Source organism: Nisaea denitrificans DSM 18348 (assembly GCF_000426505.1).
Classification (GTDB): Bacteria; Pseudomonadota; Alphaproteobacteria; order Thalassobaculales; family Thalassobaculaceae; genus Nisaea; species Nisaea denitrificans.
On record NZ_AUFM01000011.1, the window covers coordinates 1,058,149 to 1,078,482 of the forward strand.

A 20,334-nucleotide genomic window follows, 5' to 3' on the forward strand; every position below is an offset into this window, starting at 1 on the left:
AGACTCAAAAGATGTACGAGTTCGAACATCATAAACCGGCCAGCGTCGCAGATGCGGCGAGTGCCATGAAGGGTGCGGATGACGGTAAGCTGCTCGCTGGCGGCCAGACCATGATCCCGACACTGAAACAGCGGCTTGCCAGCCCGTCCGATCTGGTCGATCTCAGCGGCATCGCGGAGCTGAAAGGCATCACTGTCAGTGGAGGCACCGTCACAATCGGCGCCATGACGAACCACGCAGCGGTCGCCGCTTCCGCCGATATCAAATCCGCCCTGCCCGCGCTTGCGGAACTTGCGGACCATATCGGTGACGCCCAGGTCCGGAACCGGGGCACCATTGGCGGCTCTGTCGCGAACAACGACCCGGCAGCGGATTATCCGGCGGCCTGCCTCGCGCTTGGCGCAACGATCCACACCAGCCAGCGTGACATTGCAGCGGACGACTTCTTCACCGGTCTGTTCGAGACGGCCCTTGAGGATGACGAGATCATCACCAAGATCTCCTTCCCGGTGGCGAGCAAGGCGGCTTACGTGAAGTTCCCGAACCCGGCCTCGCGTTATGCGCTGGTCGGTGTCTTCGTGGCAGACGGTCCGGCAGGTATCCGCGTTGCGGTAACCGGCGCCGGTCAGGATGGCGTGTTCCGCGTGCCGGAGATGGAAAGTGCTCTTTCAAGCAACTTCTCTGCCGATGCACTCGCCAATGTGAAGGTTTCCGCGGATAACCTGAATGCGGATATCCACGCCAGCGCCGATTATCGCGCACATTTGATTACCGTGATGGCGAAACGGGCCGTCGCAAAGATCTGATAAGGCTTACATCCAGACTATCGGAAGCCCCCGGCACAATGTGGCCGGGGGCTTTTCATTTCCGCTGTCAGGAAGCCGGCCGGGTGCGCCGTTCGTTGTAGCTGGATATTGCGCTGCTGATCTGCCCGACGAGATCGCTGGTCTCCTCGCTCGGGAAGAAGGCCTCAAGGATCGCACGCGCTAGCGGCTTAAGCAGCTCAACGTCGTCCGGAGCGGCTTTATCCGGTTCTGCCGCGATCCGGCTCGACAGCTTGTGCAGCGATTTGCAGAGCTGAGACACAGGTTCATACTTGGTGTTCTCGAGCCGCTGGACCGCCTCCCCACTCATTGACGCCAGACGATCCAGGTTTTTCGTCAGTTCTGCGTCGAACTCTCCAACGCCGAATTCCGGCAGGATAAGGTCGACCAGAAAGGAAATCTGGAAGCCAATCCGGCGCAGCTTTTCCTCTGTGATCTCGGTATTGCTTTTCGCAATCTGCTCTTTGATGCCCGCCACATCGACTTTCTCGCCTTCCTGACGCATACGCAGGGTATTCGGCGGCTGAAATGTCGGAATGTCGCTCTTTCGGCTGGGGTCACGACGCCGTTCCGGACCGATATAATCACTGGTCACGATGAATGGCTTACGGTCCGTGATCATCTTCTGGATGCGTTCAAGCAACTGCCCTGTCGAATAGGGAGCCACTATCAGGTCATCCACACCGCAATTTATCGCAGCGCGGATAGAATCAGGATCATTGGCCCAGGTCGTCATGATCGTCACGACAAAGGGGTTTTCACCAAGATCACCGCTCCGGATGTCCTTTACGGTCTGGATCGCGGCGCCTTCATCCAAGGCATGATCGGCGACGATCAGATCCGGAATTCCGGACAATGTCCAAACGCGCAGTTCCTCGTCGGACCTGATCCATTCGGTGTCCAGATAGCCTATGCTCATCAGCTCTGACCGCACAGGAAGCAAGACTTGCCGGTTCTTACCGCACAGTGCGATACGAATTCGAGCCAGGTCCGCCTTTGCCGCATCGTTGCTCATAGACTACCTAATCGGCACAGCGCCGGACCGAGTTGTCGCCCACTGATTCCAGAATTTTGAGCGGAAATCAGTTCTAATTACCTCACATTTGTGTACCCGATGGTGCGTCCGCGTCAAACTTTACTGAAAACATCCCAGAAATTCGCCAATTAAATCAATCTGTTTATCCAACATGTGGCGGCCAAACTGAACTTTGCAGCCGCTGGATAGCGCTGATTCGAGAAGGCGTGTCCGTTCCGGGATCATGATGATTTCAGCCACAAGCACGTCCGGCTGGAGAAACTTTGCATCGATCGGCAGAGGGTCACCATCATGCAATCCGGCAGACGTGGTGTTGACCACGATCTCGCACCCGTCCGGCTCCGCCGCGCCGACCGAAATCGGGACATCCGGATAAGCGGCAGAAACAGCCGCCGCAAGTTCTTCAGCCTTTACCCGTGTCCGATTGTGGATCACGAGCCTAGAGACGCCGGCATCGGCAAGGGCGAAAGCAATCGCCCGCCCGGCCCCTCCGGCCCCCAGTTGCAGCACGGAACGCCCTGCGACCTCATGCCCTTCCGCGCGCATGCCGGCAACAAAGCCCGCACCGTCGAAATTGTCGCCGATCATCCGGCGTTGCTCATCAAAGCGAACGGCATTGACGGCCCCGACGAGGCGGCCCTGCCGGCCGACCTCGTCACACAGCTCCATGATCGTGAGTTTGTGCGGAACGGTGACCGCCAGCCCGCCGAAATTGGGCTGTGCCTTCAATCCATCCAGCACAGTCTCCAACCGGTCGGATGGGGCATGCACGGGCACCATGACGGCATCCGTGCCTTTTGCCTCGAACAACGGGTTGAAGACCATCGGCGCCCGCACATGGGCGATCGGGTCGGCAATGACACCGAAAACGCGCGTCGTACCGGTGATATCGAGTGTTGCGGACATGGGGACTAGAACTTCACCATGTCGCCGCCCTTGAGCGCCAGCATCTCGCGGGCTTCCGCCGGCGTGGCAACCTCAAGCGAGAGATCCTCGACAATGCGCCGGATCTTGGCCACCTGATCGGCATTGCTCTCGGCCAGCTTGCCCTTGGAAATGAACAGGCTGTCCTCGAGCCCGACACGGACGTTCCCGCCGAGCATGGCCGCCATGGTGCAGAAATTCATCTGGTGACGGCCGGCTGCCAGCACGGACCATTCGTAATCGTCGCCGAACAGCTTGTTTGCGATCCGGCGCATATGCATGAGGTTTTCCTCATCCGCACCGATTCCCCCCAGAATACCGAAGATCGTCTGCACGAAGAACGGCGGCTTCACCAAGCCGCGGTCCGCGAAATGCGCCAGCGTATAAAGATGGCCGACATCGTAGCATTCGAACTCGAAGCGCACGCCATGGCCCTCGCCGAGTTCTTTCAGAATGTACTCGATGTCCTTGAATGTGTTCCGGAAAATGAAATCACGCGAGTTCTCGAGGAACTGCGGCTCCCAAGGGTGCTGGAAGTCCTTCATCTTGTCGAGGATCGGGAACAGTCCGAAATTCATCGAGCCCATATTGAGAGAAGTCATCTCCGGGCTCGCCCTGAATGCAGCCGCGAGGCGCTCTTCCAAGCTCATGCCGTGTCCGCCGCCCGTGGTGATGTTCACGACTGCATCGCAGGACTGTTTGATCCGCGGCAGGAACTTCATGAACATGTCCGGATCCGGCGTCGGGCTGCCGTCTTCGGGATTACGGGCGTGAAGGTGCAGGATAGATGCCCCGGCTTCCGCCGCCGCAATCGCGTCGGTCGCAATCTCGTCCGGCGTGATCGGCAGATGCGGGCTCATTGTCGGTGTATGAATAGAGCCTGTGACCGCGCAGGAGATGATCACTTTCTTACTTGCCGGCGCCATTGCTTCCTCCAGATTTTTTCAATTCGATTAACTGCTTGGAAGCTACTCCCGGCACTGGCTGTTTGAAAGGGCCTGTCAGGAAAAAATAATTTATTAGCGGCAATCGCGACGGATTTCCTGCCGGGCCCCGTTTTATGAATATCCCGTTCACTGGAGACGGGACAGTCCAGCAAAGGAACTGACGAAATGAAGAAGCTTTTTGCGGTCGCCCTGCTCGGCACCATCGCCCTCACCCCGGTGCTTGCACATAGCCAAGGCATGAGAAGCGGACATGGCGGCGAAGCCTTCAAGGCACAGATGCTTGAGCGCTTCAAAGCGGCCGACGAGAACGGCGACGAGTCGCTGACCAGGGCCGAGATCTACCAGTCCCATGGCAAGCGCGCTGCCGAGATCGACACCAACGATGACGGTGTGATCGGTGTCGAGGAAATTGACGCTGCCCGGAAAGAAATGCGCCTGAAACGTCAACAGCGCATGCTGAACCGGATGGACACCGACGGCGACGGTGTGGTCAGCACCGATGAATTCGCCCGCTCGGGTACCATGCGGATGCAGCATATGGATCACGACCGGGATGGTGTGGTCACACTGGATGAAGCCACAACTCCGCCGATGCAGAAGCGTGGCATGCATCATGGCAAACGGTTCGGCGGGATGTCCGCTGGCAAGATGGAATGCCCGCGCTAGACTTGTAATAGCGGTTCGCAAAGTCGGGAATGTGCATGCTCGAGTCGGATAATGATCTGCTTTGTCTCGTCGCCGATGGCGGCGAGACAGCCTTCAGCAGACTCGTCCTGCGCCATCAAAGGCCAATATCTGCCTTTGCCTACCGTATGCTCGGGAGCCAGAGCGAGGCCGAGGAGATTTCGCAAGAAACCTTCGGCCGAGTCTGGTCCCATGCACCCCGGTGGAGCCCCGATGGGAAAGCAAAGTCCTGGATCTACCGGATCGCCCACAATCTATGCATCGACCGCTTGAGAGCCCGGCGCGTAACGGTCGATATCGCAGATCAGGAAATCGAGGACGGCAATCCCAATCCTGAACAGACCCTCTCCCGAAAAAGAGCGGAGACGAGCGTGCGTGATGCGGTGGACCTTTTGCCGGAGCGACAGAGGGTCGCGATCTCGCTATTCCATCTCAAGGACATGACGGCAGATGAGGCGGCGGAAACGATGGATATCAGTATTGATGCTCTGGAATCATTGCTTCGGCGGGCACGGAAAAAGTTGAAAGAGATCATGCAGGACCAACAGTCCGGCACATATGAAAAAGCGGCTGTCGGAGAACACTGATGACAAGCATGAGCGAAGCAAGATTCAGAGAGCTGACAGATGCCTTTGGAAGCGATCCGTCGAAATGGCCCGAACGGGAACGTTCTCTGGCGCTCCAACTTCTGGAGGCTCATCCGGCGCTCGGTGCCATCCTCGACGAAGCTGCGGCTCTGGATTTCGAACTCGACGCCATCATGGCTGCCCCGGGAATAGCCATTGCTCCGTCGCCAGCCGAAGTCCGCGCGCCAGCAAATCTGAACCTGAAAGGGCTGTTGAATGCATTCTGGCCGTTCGGTGGGTTGTGGCAGCCCGCAGCGGGGCTCGTTGCCGCAAGCGCCGCCGGGTTCATCGTCGGCATGACCTTCACGGATCTGCCAGCAGAAACCACCACCACGGTGATAAGTGATCAAGTGACCATAGTTGAACGTGCACTGGGCGCGGACGTTGAGGAGAGTTTCCTATGACCTGGACCCGGACACGCACTCTCGCGCTGGTTCTGTTTGCGTCGATTGCGCTGAACCTGTTCTTCGCAGGCATCATGGTAGGCCGCTTCGACCGTTGGCACGGCGGTCCAAAGGGGCCGGGCCACGGCCACTCAATGACCAGGATGATCGAAAAAAGCCTCGGTGACAGCCTGACGCCAGAACTTCGTGAGAGGCTGACAGCGCACTCCAAAGCCATGCGCGAGACCCGCCGAACCTCCCGCGAGAAGCGGGACGCCATTCGGGACGCGCTTTTGCAGGAACCATTCGACAGGGAGGCTTATCTTCAGGCGCTGGGATCGATGAATGAAGTCTTCGACAAGATGCGGGCGGAAACCCATTCCTTTATGATCGATATCGTCGAGCAACTGACGCCGGAGCAGCGCGGCAAACTCGTGAAATCCCTCGGCAGGCACCGCAGGGACAATGACGACTAGGCTATCGTTCAGAGACGGCCCAGGAACTCAGTCCTACAGCCGTCTCTGAAGCAAGAACAAGGTGATACGGAAAGGCCTGACCTCAGCCGGCCTTTTCCAACGCAGCTTTTCGAATTGCCGAAAGCGTGGTTTTCGGCGTGATCGCCTCAGGGTCGATTTTCACCTCGATCACGGTCGATTTGTCGGACGCCAGGGCCCGCTCGAAAGCTGGCTGGAATTCCGAGGTTTCAAGAACCGTCTCGCCATTCGCGCCATAGGCTTTTGCCAGTGCCGCAAAATCCGGGTTCTGCAGTTCGGTGTGCTTCACCCGGCCCGGGAATTCGCGCTCCTGATGCATGCGGATGGTACCGTACATGTTGTTGTTGATCACGATGGCGATGATCTTGGCGCCATGTTGCATAGCAGTCGCCAACTCTTGCCCGTGCATCATGAAACAGCCATCGCCATTCATCGAAACGACAACCCGGTCGGGATGCACCAGCGCCGCCGCGACAGCCGCCGGCAGGCCGTAGCCCATGGACCCGCTCGTCGGCGCCAGCTGCGTGCGAAAGCCGCGATACTGGTAATAACGATGCATCCAGTTGGCGTAGTTGCCGGCACCGTTTGTGATGATTGCGTCATCCGGCAGCGTGGCATTGAGCCAGGCGGCAATCTCACCCATTTGCACATCGCCCGGAACCGGCAGCGGCTCCAGCGTGGCAAGATAGTCAGCGTGCCCCTTGGCTATATCCTTCGACCGGCTGCTGCCATCGACGGGCGCCATCGCTTCGAGCGCCTCGGCAAAGGCCCGGGGGCCTGAATTGATCATCATGTCGGCCTGATAAACCCGGCCGAGTTCCTCGGCGCTACCATGGATATGCACCAGCCCCTGCTTCGGGCGCGGAATATCGAACATGGTGTAGCCGCCGGTGGTCATCTCGCCCAGCCGGGTGCCGAGCGCGATCACCATATCGCTTTCCTGAATGCGGGCTGCGAGGGACGGGTCGATGCCGATACCGACATGTCCGACATAATTCGGGTGCCGGTTATCGAAATAGTCCTGACAGCGGAAAGAAGCACCGACCGGAACGCCGTTGGCGACTGCAAACGTTTCGACCCGCTCGCAAGCCTCACGGTCCCAGCCGCCGCCGCCGACAATCATTATCGGCCGTTCTGCCTTGTCCAGCATGGACCGGAAATCGGCCATCTGCTTCTGGCCCGGATGCGGCTCGACCGGCACATAGGCCGCGATGCCTGCGACATCGGCATAATCCATCAGCATGTCTTCGGGCAGTGCCAGCACCACAGGACCCGGACGGCCCGAGACGGCAGTATGAAATGCCCGGCTGATATATTCCGGAATCCGCGCCGCATCGTCGATTTGCGCAACCCACTTGGCCATCTGGCCAAACATCCGGCGGTAGTCGATTTCCTGAAACGCCTCGCGCTCCACCATCCAGCGCGCCACCTGGCCGACCAGGAGCACCATCGGGGTCGAATCCTGGAAAGCGACATGGACGCCGGCGCTTGCATTGGTCGCGCCGGGGCCACGGGTCACCATGCAGACGCCGGGACGGCCGGTCAGCTTGCCATAGGCATCGGCCATCATTGCCGCGCCGCCTTCCTGGCGGCACATCACGGTCCGAATGCCGTTCCGTTCCTGCAGGCCATCGATAACCGCGAGATAGCTTTCACCGGGCACGCCGAAGACGAGGTCTACCCCCTCCTCAACCAGCGCATCGACAAGAATATGGCCACCGAGACGGCCCTGGCCGGCACTGTTACTTGAGGGAGAGGAGCTCATCTACATAACTCTTATATCGTTGAGATTTCGGTTTACGGCGATCCGCTTCGTTCAGATAACGGATCGAACTTTTGCCTTTGACCTCTTTCGGCAGCAGCAGCACCCGAATGAAACGGGTACATTCCTGCGTACAGGCTTCCGCCCAGACAGTCTGGGCGCCAGGCTCAAACCAGGCATCGCCCGGCAGGTAATCCTTGGAAAGCTTGTCTGTCGAAAGGGTGAGTTTGCCATTGCGGATGCAGCGTATGCCCGGGCCCAAATGGCTATGCGGTACGGCAGTGCCTCCCGTCGGGAACAACACGCTGTCGCAGCGGATCAGCCAGTCTTCGAGATTCTCCACGGTGGGAACCTCATTCGACTCGACGATCTCGCTATGAATGCCCTCGCCCAGATCCACTTGCGGTTCAGCTGAAGTCTCGTCCAACTCCCAACGCCACAATTCACCGCCTTCGGTCCCGGCCCTGATGGTCATGCCGGAGCGCATGAACCGGGCTTCATCCGGCTGCAGCACCGAGCCACCCTCGAAGCTCAGGTCACCGGCATTGCAATAAACAATCCGGCATCCGTCAGGCAGGTGTTTTGAGACCGCATGTGGAGAAAACACGTCTTTTATCAGACGCAGAACGTAGGTGGATGTCGCCATCAATCCTATCGGCGGGATTGCTTCCCGCCTCCCTTTTGTCGTCCCGCTTTGCGCAGGTTAAATTGCTGATACTACCTCGCGCGATGCGCGGCCGCTGGTCAAGGATCGCTTTGCGATCAGTTTCGTTCGAATCTGCGACGAACACCCGCAGGTGAATAGGCTGATCAGCTCTCGAATACCAGTTGAAACCGGTCAGCGGCATAGCGGGCAAAACCGTACTCGATGGGAACACCGGCCGGGTCGACGTTGATTGACTCAATGACCAGCACGGGCCGGTTGCGCGGCTGCTGCAAATGCTCGGCATCCGCCGCGTCCGGCATCCGTGCTGTCACACGCGTTTCCCGGCGGGTGTATTCGCCATAACCAAGATGCGTCAGGACCTTGGTGATCGAGTTGAGTTCCTCGTGCAGCTGAGCGAAACCCGGCACTTTGGCAGCCGGGAAATAGTGACTGCCAACGGAAATTGGCCGACCGTCCACTTCGCCGATCCGGTCGAGCCGGACAAGGCGGGCTCCACGGGAGAGGCCAAGCTGCTTCAGGATCGCCGGATCGCCAACCTCTTCCGTCAGCAGCAGCGTGCGGCCACCTGGGGTTCGCTTCTGCCGCAGCACGTTGTCCGAGAAGCGCGTTTTCCTGGCGACAAGATAGTCCAGAACATGTTCCTGAACGAAACTTCCCCGGCCCTGCTCCACCCGGATAACGCCCTCTTCGGCAAGCTCCGAGACAGCCCGCCGGAGCGTATGCCGGTTCACACCATATTGGTGCGACAATTCTGCTTCCGTCGGCATCTTGCTGCCTGGCGGATAAGTGCCAGAGCGGATTGCATCGGATATGTCGTTGGCAATCTGGCGCCAAAGTGACTGGCCGCTTTTCCGTTCGATCAAGGCACCCTCACGCGATGAGTCATCAAAATGTCACTGTGCCCCTGTTGCGCAGGTGCGTCAGCAGATCTATAACATTGAAAGATATAGACATCTAGACAAATATTAAATTTGTCGAGAGAAAAGGACAGACCGATGGGGACCCAGTCACCACAGCATCAGTCACCGGCCCGGAAGCGATGGATGTCGATCCTCGCCAAAGCCTCCTTCGAGGACCTCCGCAGCCTCTGGCAGAACCTGCCGGACAAGCCCGCCTGGACTCGGGTCCGCCCGCCGGAAATCGGCATGGTCATGGTGCGCGGTCGCATGGGCGGTACCGGAAACCGGTTCAATCTCGGAGAAATGACAGTCACCCGTTGTTCTGTCGGCCTCGAAAGTGGCGACCTCGGACACGGATATGTCTCCGGCCGCAACAAGGAACATGCGGAAATTGCCGCGGTGATCGACGCCCTGATGCAGCGCGAGGAGCGCACGGAAACCATCGAGCATTCGATCATCAAGCCGCTGGAGCTGAGGCATCAGCAAAGTCGGGAAACGGCCAGCCGCAAAGCAGCGGCGACGAAAGTCGAATTCTTTACCGTGGCGCGGGAGAACTGATGATGTCCACGAACAGCACAGCCCAAATGCTGACACCGGGCTTTTCCGACCCGGTCAGCCAATCGCAACTGGTCTTCCGCCGACTGCTCGACGCCATGGCCCGCCCGGGAAGCATCGAAACAGTCGATCTCGACATTGAGGGACCGGAAACGCTCGATCTTGCAGCGACGGCGATCACACTCGCGCTGGTAGATTTCGAAACGCCTCTCTATCTCGCCCCTGCACTGGCGACCCCGGCAGCTGAAACCTATCTGAAATTCCATTGCGGCACGCGGATCATCACCGACGCAAAAGACGCCGCCTTCGGCATTCTGGATGGCACGCCCGAAGATCTCAGCACCTTCAATACCGGCACGGAAGAATATCCCGAACTGGGCGCCACCCTGATCATCCAGATCGAAACAATCCGGACAAACGGCCCGCTCACGCTGACAGGCCCAGGCATCAAGGACAGCACTGAACTCGGCCTGCCAGACGTCCCCGCTTCGTTCTGGGACGCGCGCACGAAGCTGCAGCGGTATTTCCCGCGCGGCATCGACCTCGTCTTTGTGTCCGGCGCCGAGATGGTCGCATTGCCCCGCACCACGAACGTCACCCTGCAGAGCGGAAAGGAATAGGCCCATGTATGTAGCTGTCAAAGGCGGCGACAAGGCCATCGAGAACTCGCTGCACTATCTCGCTGATATCCGGCGGGGCGACCGCAGGGTTCCCGAACTGTCCATCCAGCAGATCCGCGAGCAGCTCCCGCTCGCCGTCGACCGGGTGATGACCGAAGGCTCGCTCTACGATCCGGACCTCGCCGCTCTGGCCATCAAACAGGCTAATGGCGATATCCAGGAAGCGGTGTTCCTGCTCAGGGCCTACCGCACCACCCTGCCCCGGTTCGGCGCATCGCAGGCGATCGATACAGGCGCAATGCAGATCCGCCGGCGCATCTCCGCCACCTACAAGGACCTGCCGGGCGGCCAGATCCTCGGTCCGAGTTTCGATTACACGCACCGCCTGCTGGACTTCACCCTGGCCGCGAACGGCGAGACGCCGGAAGCGCCGAAATCGGAAGAGCCGGTTGCAGACGGCATGCCGCGCGTAGCCGATATTCTTGACCATGAAGGCCTGATCGAACTCGACCTGCCGGATGACGAGGACGGACCGGTCCCCGACCTGACACGGGAATCCACCTCCTTCCCGGCGGACCGGGCAACCAGACTGCAGAACCTTGCGCGCGGCGATGAAGGCTTCCTGCTGGCTCTCGGTTATTCCACCCAACGCGGCTTCGGCAACAACCACCCCTTTGCCGGCGAGATCCGCATGGGCGAGCTTGCGGTCTCCTTCGAGCCGGAGGAACTCGGCTTCGAGATTGAGATTGGCGAAATCACCGTCACCGAATGCCAGATGGTCAACCAGTTCAAGGGCTCGGCTAAAGTGCCCCCGCAATTCACCCGCGGCTACGGCCTGACCTTCGGCCATTGCGAACGCAAGGCGATGTCCATGGCGCTGGTCGACCGGGCATTGCGGGCCAAGGAATTCGGCGAAGAGATCACAGCCCCGGCCCAGGACGAGGAATTCGTGCTCTATCACTCCGACAATGTCGAGGCCTCCGGCTTCGTGCAGCACCTGAAGCTGCCGCACTATGTCGATTTCCAGGGCGAGCTCGTGACCGTGCGCGAGTTGCGCAAGGAGATCGCGGCCCGCGAGGCGGCGGAACGCACCGATGACGACGAACTGGCCGCGGCCGAGTAGGACGAGATCCATGAGCATGACGCAGGAAGCGCAGCCCTGGCAGGCGCCGGAGCACGACAAACCGGTCGAACAGGTTGAAGGCTATAATTTCGCCTATCTGGACGAGCAGACGAAACGGATGATCCGCCGGGCAATCCTGAAGGGCGTCGCCATTCCAGGCTATCAGGTCCCATTCGGCAGCCGGGAAATGCCCTTGCCCTATGGCTGGGGTACGGGCGGCATGCAGGTGACTGCAGCCGTGATCGGCGAGGATGACACTCTAAAGGTCATCGACCAGGGCGCGGACGACACGACGAACGCCGTTAACATACGGCGCTTCTTCGCCAAGACCGCAGGCGTGGCGACAACGGAGAAGACGTCGGATGCCAGCCTGATCCAGACCCGGCACCGGATTCCGGAAAAACCGCTGACCGACGATCAGATCCTGATCTATCAGGTGCCGATCCCGGAGCCGCTCCGCTGGGTCGAGCCGCGCGAGACCGAGACCCGGAAAATGCATGCGCTTGAGGAATATGGCGTCATGCATGTCAGCCTCTATGAGAGCATCGCCCGCTTCGGCCGCATCACGACGGCCTATAACTACCCGGTGCAGGTGAACGGTCGCTACATCATGGCGCCGAGCCCGATCCCTAAATTCGACAATCCGAAGATGCACCAGATGGCGGCGCTCCAGCTTTTCGGCGCCGGCCGCGAGAAACGCATCTATGCGGTTCCTCCCTATACGGACGTGAAGAGCCTCGATTTCGAGGATCACCCCTTCACCATCCAGTCCTGGGAAGAGAACTGCGCGCTCTGCGGAGCAGATGACAGCTATCTCGACGAGGTCATCACCGACGATGCCGGCGGCAAGATGTATGTCTGCTCCGACAGCGACTATTGCGCGGAACGCCGCGAGGCGGGCCATGTCGGCGATCAGGGCGAACCACAGACCCCCGCTCAGAAGGGAGCAGCCGAATGATGGCGCTGCGAGACAACGGACCTTTGCTTGAAGTCGAAGGCCTGACCCAGAAATACGGCCACCAGATCGGCTGCGAGGATGTGCATTTCTCGCTCTATCCCGGTGAAGTGCTGGGGATCGTCGGAGAATCCGGCTCCGGCAAGTCCACCTTGCTGCGTTGCGCCTCCGGGCTGATGCAGCCGACCGCCGGGACCGTCCGCTTCGACACGCGGGTCGACGGCCTGCAGGATATCTATGCCCTCTCGGAAGCCGAGCGGCGCATGCTGATGCGCACAGACTGGGGTATCATCTTCCAGAATGCCCGGGACGGGCTGCGGATGAATGTCTCCGCAGGCGCCAATGTCGGTGAGCGCCTGATGGCGGTCGGCGAGAGGCATTACGGCAGCATCCGGGACGTTTCCTCGGAATGGCTGGAAAAGGTCGAGATGGATCTCGGCCGGATGGACGATCTGCCCCGGACCTTCTCCGGCGGCATGCAGCAGCGTCTTCAGATCGCCCGTAATCTCGTGACCAAACCGCGTCTGGTCTTCATGGATGAGCCGACAAGCGGCCTCGATGTTTCCGTTCAGGCCCGCCTGCTCGATCTGGTGCGCGGGCTGGTGCGTCAGCTCGGCATCGCCTGCATCATCGTCACCCACGATCTCGGCGTGGTCCGGTTGCTGTCGGACAGGTTGATGGTCATGCGGCGCGGCCGGGTCGTCGAACAGGGCCTGACCGATCAGGTGCTGGACGACCCGCAGCACGCCTATACCCAGCTCCTCGTCTCCTCGATCCTGCCGGTGTGATGACCATGACCGATAACAACCAAAACCACGGCCAAGACATGATCCGCGTCGAAAGCCTGATGAAGAGCTTCACGCTGCATAATCAGGGCGGCGTCACTCTACCCGTGCTGGAAGACGTTTCCTTCACTGTCGCACAGGGCGAATGCGTCATCCTCGCCGGGCAGTCCGGCGCCGGAAAGTCGACCCTGCTTCGCTCCCTCTACGCCAACTACCTGCCGCAATCGGGCCAGGTGCTGATCCGGCATGACGGAGAGCTCGTCGATCTCGTCAGTGCCGCGCCCCATGTCGTGCTCGATATTCGGGCCCGGACACTCGGTTATGTCAGTCAGTTCCTCCGCGTTATTCCCCGCGTCGGTACGCTTGATCTCGTGGCTGATTCCCTGCTCGCCCGCGGCATCAACGAGGTCGCCGCCCGCGAGAAAGCCGCGACGTTGCTGAGCCGTCTGCGCATTCCGGAAAGCCTCTGGTCCCTGCCGCCGGCGACCTTCTCCGGCGGAGAGCAACAGCGCGTGAACATCGCCATGACGCTCGTACAGGATTACCCCGTGCTCCTGCTCGATGAGCCGACAGCCTCCCTCGACGCGGAAAACCGTCAAACAGTCGTGGACCTGATCAACGAAGCACGGCAAAACGGGTCCGCCATTGTTGGCATCTTCCACGATCAGGCCGTTCGCGAGGCGGTCGGCACCCGGACATACGAACTTCAACCTGCAAGGAGCGCGGCGTGAGCACGAGCGAGGCCCCCGATGCCATTCTGACCAATGCACGGATCATTCTGGCCGATGGGGAAGTGCATGGCACCGTTACTGTCCGGAATGGCAAGATCGAGGATATTTCCGAAGGACGCACAGCCGCGCCCGGCGCGGTGGATTTCGACGGCGACTATCTGATCGCCGGTCTGGTCGAGTTGCACACGGACAATCTCGAAAAGCACCTGATCCCGCGCCCAAAGGTCCACTGGCCGGTAATGTCCGCATTGCTGGCGCATGACGCACAGGTCACGGCAGCGGGTATCACGACGGTTCTTGACGCAGTTGCTGTCGGCGGCACCCTGCGGGATGACGCCCGGGACAAGATCCTGATGGAATCCGCTAATGCCATCCGCGAGGCGAGCGAGCACGACATGCTGCGGGCCAATCACTTCCTGCACATGCGCTGCGAAGTCGGTAACCCGAATGCCCTCGCCCTTTTCGAGCCGTTCAAGGAAGACTCGCTGGTCAGGCTGGTGTCCCTTATGGATCACACGCCCGGCCAGCGTCAGTTCGTCGATCTCAGCAAACTGAAGATCTACTACACCGGCAAGCACGCCATGAGCGATGCCGAATTCGATGCCATGGTCGAGGACCGCAAGAAGAACCAGGTGCTTTATTCCGACAAGCACCGGCGGGCCATCGCCGCTGCCTGCCGGGATATGGGCGTGATTATTGCGAGCCATGATGATGCGACGGTGGATCATGTCGATGAGGCGCATGAGCTGGGCCTGACCATCAGCGAATTCCCAACGACGATGGAAGCGGCGCACCATGCCCGCAAGAAAGGCCTCGCCAACATCATGGGCGGGCCGAACGTGGTCCGCGGCGGCTCGCACTCCGGCAATGTCTCGGCGGGCGAGCTCGCGGAAGCGGGTGTGCTGGATGCGCTGTCGTCCGACTATGTGCCTGCCAGCATGCTGCACGGCGCCTTCATGCTGCATGAAAAGCACGGCCTGCCCCTGCCGAAGGCACTGGCGACGGTCACGGCCAACCCGGCCCGCATGGTCGGGCTGGACGATCGCGGGGAGATCCTTCCCGGCAAGCGGGCCGACCTGATCCGGGTGCGGCAAGCCAAGGACGGCACGCCGGTGGTCCGCAAGGTCATGCGGGCGGGTAATCGCGTCTCCTGACGCCCGCAGCTTCAGCAGAAAACGGAAAGGTCGGCACATGGCACAGAAACAGCTCTCCTCCATGCCGACGGTGCATGAAACCGCCCAGGTGCGGGACTGCGAGCTCGGTGCCTGGACTGAGGTCGGTGCCCGCACCTCCGTCATCGAGACCGAGATGGGCGACTATTCCTACGTGGTGAATGACAGCGACATCATCTACGCGACGATAGGAAAATTCTGCTCAATCGCCTCCCATACGCGCATAAACCCGGGAAACCATCCCAGCACACGCGCCTCGCAGCATCATTTTCTCTACCGTGCCGCCGCGTACGATCTGGGCGAGGATGACGAGGCGTTCTTCGACTGGCGCCGCCAGCACCATTGCACCATCGGGCACGATGTCTGGATCGGCCATGGCGCGACTGTGCTTGCCGGCGTGACTGTCGGCACCGGCGCGGTTGTCGCGGCCGGCGCCGTGGTCAGCAAGGATGTTGCCCCTTATACAATCGTTGGCGGCGTTCCCTCGAAAGAGATCAAACGCCGGGTGGACGCGGAAACAGCCGAAGGTCTGCTGGAGCTGGCCTGGTGGGACTGGCCGCACGCGCTGCTGAAAGAACGGATGGCCGACTTCCGCGCCCTGCCCGCAGCCGCGTTCCTGTCAAAATATCGGTAAGCACCTATCGGAATATCGGATTTAACCGATATTTCTCCTATTACGCGAATAACGCTGTAAAAGCTGATATGGACTCTTCAAGCGGCCGGTCGTTGATGAAAGTGATCACTCCCGGCCCCTCCAGCGTGAATGCCTCGGCCCGCTCCAGGCGCTTCTGGATGTCGGCCTCACTCTCTCGCCCCCGCCCCCGGAGGCGGCTTTCCAGCTCCGCGCGCGGCACCGTGATGTTCACTACCCGCACATCCGGATACATCTCGCGCGCCGTGCCGATCAGTGCGCGCGACACATTCACGATGACATGCCGCCCCGCCGCCAGCTCCTCTTCAATCGACTTTGGAATGCCGTAGCGCAGGTTGTGCGCATCCCAGCTCAGGCAGTAACCGCCCTCTTCCTGCTTTGCCTCGAATTCCTCGACCGTTACCGGATTGTGGTCTTCGCCTCCGGCATCCGCCGGGCGCGTGATGTCCCGGCGCACGAAATAATGGGCCGAACTTTCCGACAAAGCGGCTTTGGCACCGTCCAGTAGACTGTCCTTGCCCGCGCCGGACGGCCCGACAACGAGCCAGAGCGTGCCGGTGTTCGAATGACTGTTCATGCGAGGAAACTCACTTGGAAAGGGAGCGCTATTTCTAACCGGTCCACGACGGTGTGGCGAGGCTCATGAGCGCATTCCCACGGGCATTTCACAGATGCTTAACATTCGGGGAGAATGTCCCCTCTGCATGATTTGGCGAAATATCCGCGCAACTCGTTCGCATTAGGCACTTTGCACTTCCGGCCGCGCTGACTAAGTTCCGCAACCATGACACAGGAACTTACCTATTTCCTCGGAGACAAGCGCCCCGAAGACGGTGCTCTCCTTGAGGTCGCGCCGGGCGTGCACTGGCTGCGCCTGCCGCTGCCCTTCTCGCTCAACCACGTCAATCTCTACCTGCTGGAAGACGATGCCGGCTGGGTGATTGTCGATTGCGGCCTGAACTCGGAAAACTGCCGTGTGGCCTGGACAAAGATCCTGAAGGACGTGATCGGGAACGATCCGGTACAGGCCATCATCGGCACGCACTTCCATCCGGACCATGTAGGGCTCGCCGGCTGGCTGCAGGAGCGGACCGGCGCCCCGCTCTGGATGAGCCGGACCGAATGGCTGAACGCCCGGGCCTATTATCTCGACACGTCCGAAGATTTTGTCGACCAGATGGTCGGCTTCTATGGCCGGCTTGGCCTCGGCGGGGATATCAGCGGCGAGATGCGCAAGATCGGCAACGAATATCGTGAACTGGTCTCGCCAATTCCACCCTCCTTCAATCGCATCGGGCCGGATACGCGCTTCAGCATTGGCGGCCGCACCTGGCGGCCCTATTTCGGTGCCGGCCATTCACCGGACCATGTCTGCCTGTTCTCCGAAGAAGACCAGTTGATGCTCGGTGGCGATCTGCTGCTGCCCCGGATCACCCCGATCATCGCCGTCTGGTGGACCGAGCCCGACGCCAATCCGCTGCAGGATTTCTTCACCTTCCTCGACAGCATGAAGGGCGGCAAAGATGAAATCCTCGTCCTGCCGGGGCATGACGGCCCCTATCGCGGCATCAATTTCAGGATCGATGCGCTGCGCAGCCACCATGACGAGCGGCTAGAAGAAACCATTGCGGCCTGCGACCGACCGGCCTCCGCCGCCGAGGTGATGAAGAGCCTCTTCACCCGCGAGCTCGACCTGCACCAGACCCGCTTTGCCGTCGGCGAAGCGTTGGCCCACCTGCATTTGCTCATAGAAGACGGACAGATCACGCGGGAGCTGTCTGAGAACGGAACGTACCGCTACGGGCGCGCTGCCTAGACCGCCTCTACATTATGGACCACGCCGCTGATCAGGTTTTCCCGGTAAAGCGCAGCCTCGTCGAGCCAGGCAGCAGCCGGGCTGAGGGAGGCGATCAGCCGCTTGATGTCCTTTTCCTGCTCCCGGCGCGCCTCTTCCGCATCCGCAACGCTGACTTCCGCGAAGGACAGTTTATCTCCCGGCTTCAGGCGGCCAAGACGCGGAATATCGGCTGAAATCACGGTGCCGATCTTCGGGTATCCGCCCGTCGTCTGATGATCCGCCAGCAGGATGATCGGCAGGCCGTTGCCAGGCACCTGGATGGCGCCGGTGACGATGCCGTCCGACGTGATGTTGTAGCCGCGCGCATGCTCCAGCGCCGGGCCTTCCAGACGCATGCCCATCCGGTCCGCTTCCCGGCTGATCTTGTACTCGTTGGTCAGAAAGGCGGCGGCGCTTTCGTCTGTGAAATAGTCCCGCTGCGGGCCGAACACGACACGGATCGGGCCGTCGGCATCAAGATACCCGGGGTTCTCCAACCGAAGCTCGCCACGCTCGGGAACCTCGTTCAGGCTCAAGGGTAACTCGTCCCCGTCCCTCAGCGCACGCCCCTGAAACCCGCCGATCTGCGAGCGGCCATAGGTCGACAGGCTGTCAAACACAGCGGGCAGATCAAACCTGCCCTCGATGCAGAGATAGGCGGCACCGCTATCCGTCACCGGATTGACGGAAAGCCGGTGGCCGCGTTTCAGTGTGACGCTCTGGTAAGACGGCAACTCGACGCGCTCCCCCGCCTCGACGACAATCCCGGCCCGGGTACCGACCAACGCGACACGAACACTTTCCGCGATGACTTCAAGCACAGGGCCGATCATGCGGAATTCGATGGCGGCCGTTCCGCCGTCATTTCCAACCAGCGCATTGCCGATCCGGAGCGACACAGGATCAAGCGCACCGGAAACAGGCACGCCCCGGTTCTGAAACGCCGGACGCCCGAAATCCTGAAGGGTCGGCGCAAAACCGGCCTGGATCACCCTGAGCCCGCTCATGCGTTCTCTCCCGGCGCGATATCTTCCACGACAGGCACGTATTCCCCGGCCTCTACGGCTTTGCGCAGCTTTTCGTATTCGGCTATCGGCACGGCCTCGAAGTGAATCCGGTCCCCGGCAGCGACCAGAATGGGCTCATCCCTGCGTGGATCGAAAAACTCGATCGGTGTGCGGCCGATCAGATGCCAGCCGCCCGGGCTCTCGACCGTGTAGACAGTGGTTTGCCTGACCGCGATGGAGATCGACCGCGCCGGTACCTTCACCCGCGGCTCGAACCGCCTTGGCACGTCGAAATCTTCCGGCAGCAAACCGAGATAGGGAAAGCCCGGCAGGAAGCCCATCATCAGGATTTCCTGCGGTTCTGCCGTATGGCCGCGCACCACTTCCGCGGGCGCCAGATTCATGTCCCGCGCAACGCTCTCAAGATCGGGAGCGCACTCACCCTCATAGCAAACCGGAATGGACCAGAGCCGGTAGCCATCCTCGCCCTCATGCTGGTGATGCAGGATCTCCGAGATCGCCGACTGCAACTCGGAGGAGCGCGTCACCAGCGGATCGTAATGCACCATCAGCGAGCGGATCGTCGGGACGATATCGACAATGCCGCCCAACGACAGCTCGCGCAGCTTGGCCGCAACATGGCGCACCTGCCTGTTCACAACGGCGTCGACGGCTTCGCCGAACTGCACGACAAGGGCGGTATCCCCGGCGGGAAGAAAGACAGGTTCCGACATCACAATGGTTCTGTTCCGGACATGGACCATACGAAGGGTTTGGCGCTAATCTTCACGTCCTATCGCCCCTCGACAAAGCGTCCCGGACGCGCGACCCGCGCTTCGAGACAATAGCCACGGACCGTAACCATGACCAAAGTGAATTTGAACGCCGATATGGCCGAAGGTTTCGGCGCTTACGATATCGGCGACGACATGGCGATGCTGAAGATCGTCGGCTCGGCCAATGTGGCCTGCGGCTTCCACGGCGGTGACGCCAATGTGATGGATCGGGTCGTGGCCGGTGCCAAGTCGGAAGGCGTCAGTATCGGCGCGCATCCTGGCTTCAACGATCTCTGGGGCTTCGGCCGCCGCCGCATCACCATGGCCCAGCGCGAAGTGGAGGCGATGATCGCCTATCAGATCGGCGCGCTGCAGGCGATGGCGGCGCTGCACGGCATGAAGGTCACGCACATGAAGCCGCATGGCGCGCTGAACAACATGGCCTCGGAAGACAGGGATCTCGCCGAAGCCATCGTGCGCGCGACCAGGGCGGTCGACCCGGCCATCATCCTGCTGGCGACGACCGGCTCCGAGCTGATGAAAGCCGGCGCCACGCTCGACGTGCCGACAGCCTCCGAGGTTTTCGCCGACCGCACCTACGATGCCAAAGGCAGCCTGACCAGCCGAAAACGGGACGACGCCATGATCCGCGATCCCGGGCAGGCCGTGGAGCATGTGCTGCGCATGGTCGAGACCGGCAAGGTCCGCTCGACCGACGGCGTGGAGGTGCCCGTGGTGGTTCATTCCATCTGTATCCATGGCGACGAGCCGACCGGTCCTGCCGTCGCAGCCGCCGTCCGGGCCGCGCTCGAGGCCAGGGGCATCGAGGTCGTCACCCTGCCCGAAGTCCCGCTTAACTGAATATCGAATTTTCC

The 20,334-nt window shown here is 60.7% G+C and carries 24 protein-coding genes; 15 read left to right on the forward strand and 9 right to left on the reverse strand.

Annotated elements, in window-relative coordinates:
- The first annotated feature begins 11 nt into the window (after positions 1 to 11).
- Positions 12 to 806: an FAD binding domain-containing protein gene (locus tag K328_RS0105905; protein WP_028465183.1), complete on the forward strand. Its 795-nt coding sequence runs from the start codon at positions 12 to 14 to the stop codon at positions 804 to 806.
- A gap of 67 nt (positions 807 to 873) precedes the next feature.
- On the opposite strand, the gene K328_RS25650 is transcribed toward K328_RS0105905, so the two are convergent.
- From K328_RS25650 to kce, 3 genes are all read right to left on the reverse strand, one after another.
- The gene (locus tag K328_RS25650) at positions 874 to 1,743 is read right to left on the reverse strand and encodes a response regulator transcription factor (RefSeq protein WP_169721179.1); all 870 of its coding nucleotides are present in this window, start codon (positions 1,741 to 1,743) and stop codon (positions 874 to 876) included.
- A 216-nt stretch (positions 1,744 to 1,959) separates the two neighbouring features.
- Positions 1,960 to 2,766: a shikimate dehydrogenase family protein gene (locus tag K328_RS0105915; RefSeq protein ID WP_028465184.1), complete on the reverse strand. Its 807-nt coding sequence runs from the start codon at positions 2,764 to 2,766 to the stop codon at positions 1,960 to 1,962.
- Between the two features lie 5 nt (positions 2,767 to 2,771).
- Positions 2,772 to 3,710 carry a 3,5-dioxohexanoate:acetyl-CoA acetone transferase gene (kce, locus tag K328_RS0105920; RefSeq protein WP_028465185.1) on the reverse strand — a complete coding sequence of 313 codons (939 nt, stop codon included), beginning with the start codon at positions 3,708 to 3,710 and terminating at the stop codon, positions 2,772 to 2,774.
- Between the two features lie 186 nt (positions 3,711 to 3,896).
- On the opposite strand from kce, the gene K328_RS22750 reads away from it, so the two are divergent.
- Genes K328_RS22750 through K328_RS0105940 form a run of 4 tightly spaced genes read left to right on the forward strand, consistent with a single transcriptional unit; the run spans position 3,897 to position 5,900 of the window.
- Positions 3,897 to 4,397, forward strand: a complete 501-nt coding sequence (locus tag K328_RS22750; protein WP_051284564.1) for an EF-hand domain-containing protein — start codon at positions 3,897 to 3,899, stop codon at positions 4,395 to 4,397.
- Positions 4,398 to 4,432: 35 nt separating this feature from the next.
- The gene (locus K328_RS22755; protein ID WP_051284566.1) at positions 4,433 to 5,002 is read left to right on the forward strand and encodes a sigma-70 family RNA polymerase sigma factor; all 570 of its coding nucleotides are present in this window, start codon (positions 4,433 to 4,435) and stop codon (positions 5,000 to 5,002) included.
- Entirely contained in the window at positions 5,002 to 5,445 is a 444-nt protein-coding gene (locus K328_RS22760) for a hypothetical protein (RefSeq protein ID WP_036553185.1), read from the forward strand. Before K328_RS22755 ends, K328_RS22760 begins: the two co-directional genes overlap by 1 nt.
- Positions 5,442 to 5,900, forward strand: coding sequence for a periplasmic heavy metal sensor (locus K328_RS0105940; RefSeq protein ID WP_028465186.1), 459 nt, complete (start codon positions 5,442 to 5,444; stop codon positions 5,898 to 5,900). The genes K328_RS22760 and K328_RS0105940 overlap by 4 nt, the downstream gene beginning before the upstream one ends.
- An 82-nt stretch (positions 5,901 to 5,982) precedes the next feature.
- Here K328_RS0105940 and K328_RS0105945 read toward each other — a convergent pair whose 3' ends face one another.
- From K328_RS0105945 to phnF, 3 genes are all read right to left on the reverse strand, one after another.
- A complete protein-coding gene (locus tag K328_RS0105945; protein ID WP_028465187.1) occupies positions 5,983 to 7,683 on the reverse strand; it encodes a thiamine pyrophosphate-binding protein in 1,701 nt (566 codons plus the stop codon).
- A complete protein-coding gene (locus K328_RS0105950) occupies positions 7,661 to 8,326 on the reverse strand; it encodes a hypothetical protein (RefSeq protein ID WP_028465188.1) in 666 nt (221 codons plus the stop codon). The genes K328_RS0105945 and K328_RS0105950 overlap by 23 nt, the downstream gene beginning before the upstream one ends.
- A 164-nt stretch (positions 8,327 to 8,490) precedes the next feature.
- Positions 8,491 to 9,210, reverse strand: a complete 720-nt coding sequence (phnF, locus tag K328_RS0105955) for a phosphonate metabolism transcriptional regulator PhnF (RefSeq protein WP_028465189.1) — start codon at positions 9,208 to 9,210, stop codon at positions 8,491 to 8,493.
- A 180-nt stretch (positions 9,211 to 9,390) separates the two neighbouring features.
- Here phnF and phnG point away from each other — a divergent pair, with 180 nt between their 5' ends.
- Genes phnG through K328_RS0105995 form a run of 8 tightly spaced genes read left to right on the forward strand, consistent with a single transcriptional unit; the run spans position 9,391 to position 15,821 of the window.
- On the forward strand, positions 9,391 to 9,804 hold the full coding sequence (phnG, locus tag K328_RS0105960) for a phosphonate C-P lyase system protein PhnG (protein ID WP_084608116.1): 414 nt from the start codon (positions 9,391 to 9,393) through the stop codon (positions 9,802 to 9,804).
- Positions 9,804 to 10,421 carry a phosphonate C-P lyase system protein PhnH gene (gene phnH / locus K328_RS0105965; protein ID WP_084608117.1) on the forward strand — a complete coding sequence of 206 codons (618 nt, stop codon included), beginning with the start codon at positions 9,804 to 9,806 and terminating at the stop codon, positions 10,419 to 10,421. Before phnG ends, phnH begins: the two co-directional genes overlap by 1 nt.
- Before the next feature lie 4 nt (positions 10,422 to 10,425).
- Positions 10,426 to 11,544 carry a carbon-phosphorus lyase complex subunit gene (locus tag K328_RS0105970; protein ID WP_028465192.1) on the forward strand — a complete coding sequence of 373 codons (1,119 nt, stop codon included), beginning with the start codon at positions 10,426 to 10,428 and terminating at the stop codon, positions 11,542 to 11,544.
- Between the two features lie 10 nt (positions 11,545 to 11,554).
- Positions 11,555 to 12,502 (forward strand): alpha-D-ribose 1-methylphosphonate 5-phosphate C-P-lyase PhnJ, encoded by a 948-nt coding sequence (locus tag K328_RS22765; protein ID WP_425411510.1) that lies wholly within the window; start codon positions 11,555 to 11,557, stop codon positions 12,500 to 12,502.
- On the forward strand, positions 12,499 to 13,287 hold the full coding sequence (gene phnK / locus K328_RS0105980; RefSeq protein WP_028465193.1) for a phosphonate C-P lyase system protein PhnK: 789 nt from the start codon (positions 12,499 to 12,501) through the stop codon (positions 13,285 to 13,287). Before K328_RS22765 ends, phnK begins: the two co-directional genes overlap by 4 nt.
- A gap of 5 nt (positions 13,288 to 13,292) precedes the next feature.
- Positions 13,293 to 14,015, forward strand: coding sequence for a phosphonate C-P lyase system protein PhnL (gene phnL, locus K328_RS0105985; RefSeq protein ID WP_028465194.1), 723 nt, complete (start codon positions 13,293 to 13,295; stop codon positions 14,013 to 14,015).
- Positions 14,012 to 15,169 carry an alpha-D-ribose 1-methylphosphonate 5-triphosphate diphosphatase gene (locus K328_RS0105990; RefSeq protein WP_028465195.1) on the forward strand — a complete coding sequence of 386 codons (1,158 nt, stop codon included), beginning with the start codon at positions 14,012 to 14,014 and terminating at the stop codon, positions 15,167 to 15,169. Before phnL ends, K328_RS0105990 begins: the two co-directional genes overlap by 4 nt.
- Before the next feature lie 37 nt (positions 15,170 to 15,206).
- Positions 15,207 to 15,821, forward strand: a complete 615-nt coding sequence (locus K328_RS0105995) for a DapH/DapD/GlmU-related protein (RefSeq protein WP_028465196.1) — start codon at positions 15,207 to 15,209, stop codon at positions 15,819 to 15,821.
- A gap of 40 nt (positions 15,822 to 15,861) precedes the next feature.
- Here K328_RS0105995 and phnN read toward each other — a convergent pair whose 3' ends face one another.
- Positions 15,862 to 16,416 (reverse strand): phosphonate metabolism protein/1,5-bisphosphokinase (PRPP-forming) PhnN, encoded by a 555-nt coding sequence (gene phnN / locus K328_RS0106000; protein ID WP_028465197.1) that lies wholly within the window; start codon positions 16,414 to 16,416, stop codon positions 15,862 to 15,864.
- 207 nt (positions 16,417 to 16,623) lie between these two features.
- Between phnN and K328_RS0106005 the strand changes: the two genes are divergently transcribed.
- Positions 16,624 to 17,655, forward strand: a complete 1,032-nt coding sequence (locus tag K328_RS0106005; RefSeq protein ID WP_028465198.1) for an MBL fold metallo-hydrolase — start codon at positions 16,624 to 16,626, stop codon at positions 17,653 to 17,655.
- Here the strand turns inward: K328_RS0106005 and K328_RS0106010 are convergent.
- Together K328_RS0106010 and pxpB are read right to left on the reverse strand one after the other, a co-directional pair.
- A complete protein-coding gene (locus K328_RS0106010) occupies positions 17,652 to 18,683 on the reverse strand; it encodes a 5-oxoprolinase subunit C family protein (RefSeq protein ID WP_028465199.1) in 1,032 nt (343 codons plus the stop codon). The two genes, K328_RS0106005 and K328_RS0106010, sit on opposite strands and share 4 nt — an antisense overlap.
- Positions 18,680 to 19,417: a 5-oxoprolinase subunit PxpB gene (pxpB, locus tag K328_RS0106015; RefSeq protein WP_028465200.1), complete on the reverse strand. Its 738-nt coding sequence runs from the start codon at positions 19,415 to 19,417 to the stop codon at positions 18,680 to 18,682. Before pxpB ends, K328_RS0106010 begins: the two co-directional genes overlap by 4 nt.
- A gap of 129 nt (positions 19,418 to 19,546) precedes the next feature.
- Here pxpB and K328_RS0106020 point away from each other — a divergent pair, with 129 nt between their 5' ends.
- Complete coding sequence (locus tag K328_RS0106020) at positions 19,547 to 20,320, forward strand: LamB/YcsF family protein (RefSeq protein ID WP_028465201.1); 774 nt, start codon at positions 19,547 to 19,549, stop codon at positions 20,318 to 20,320.
- Positions 20,321 to 20,334 lie beyond the last annotated feature (14 nt).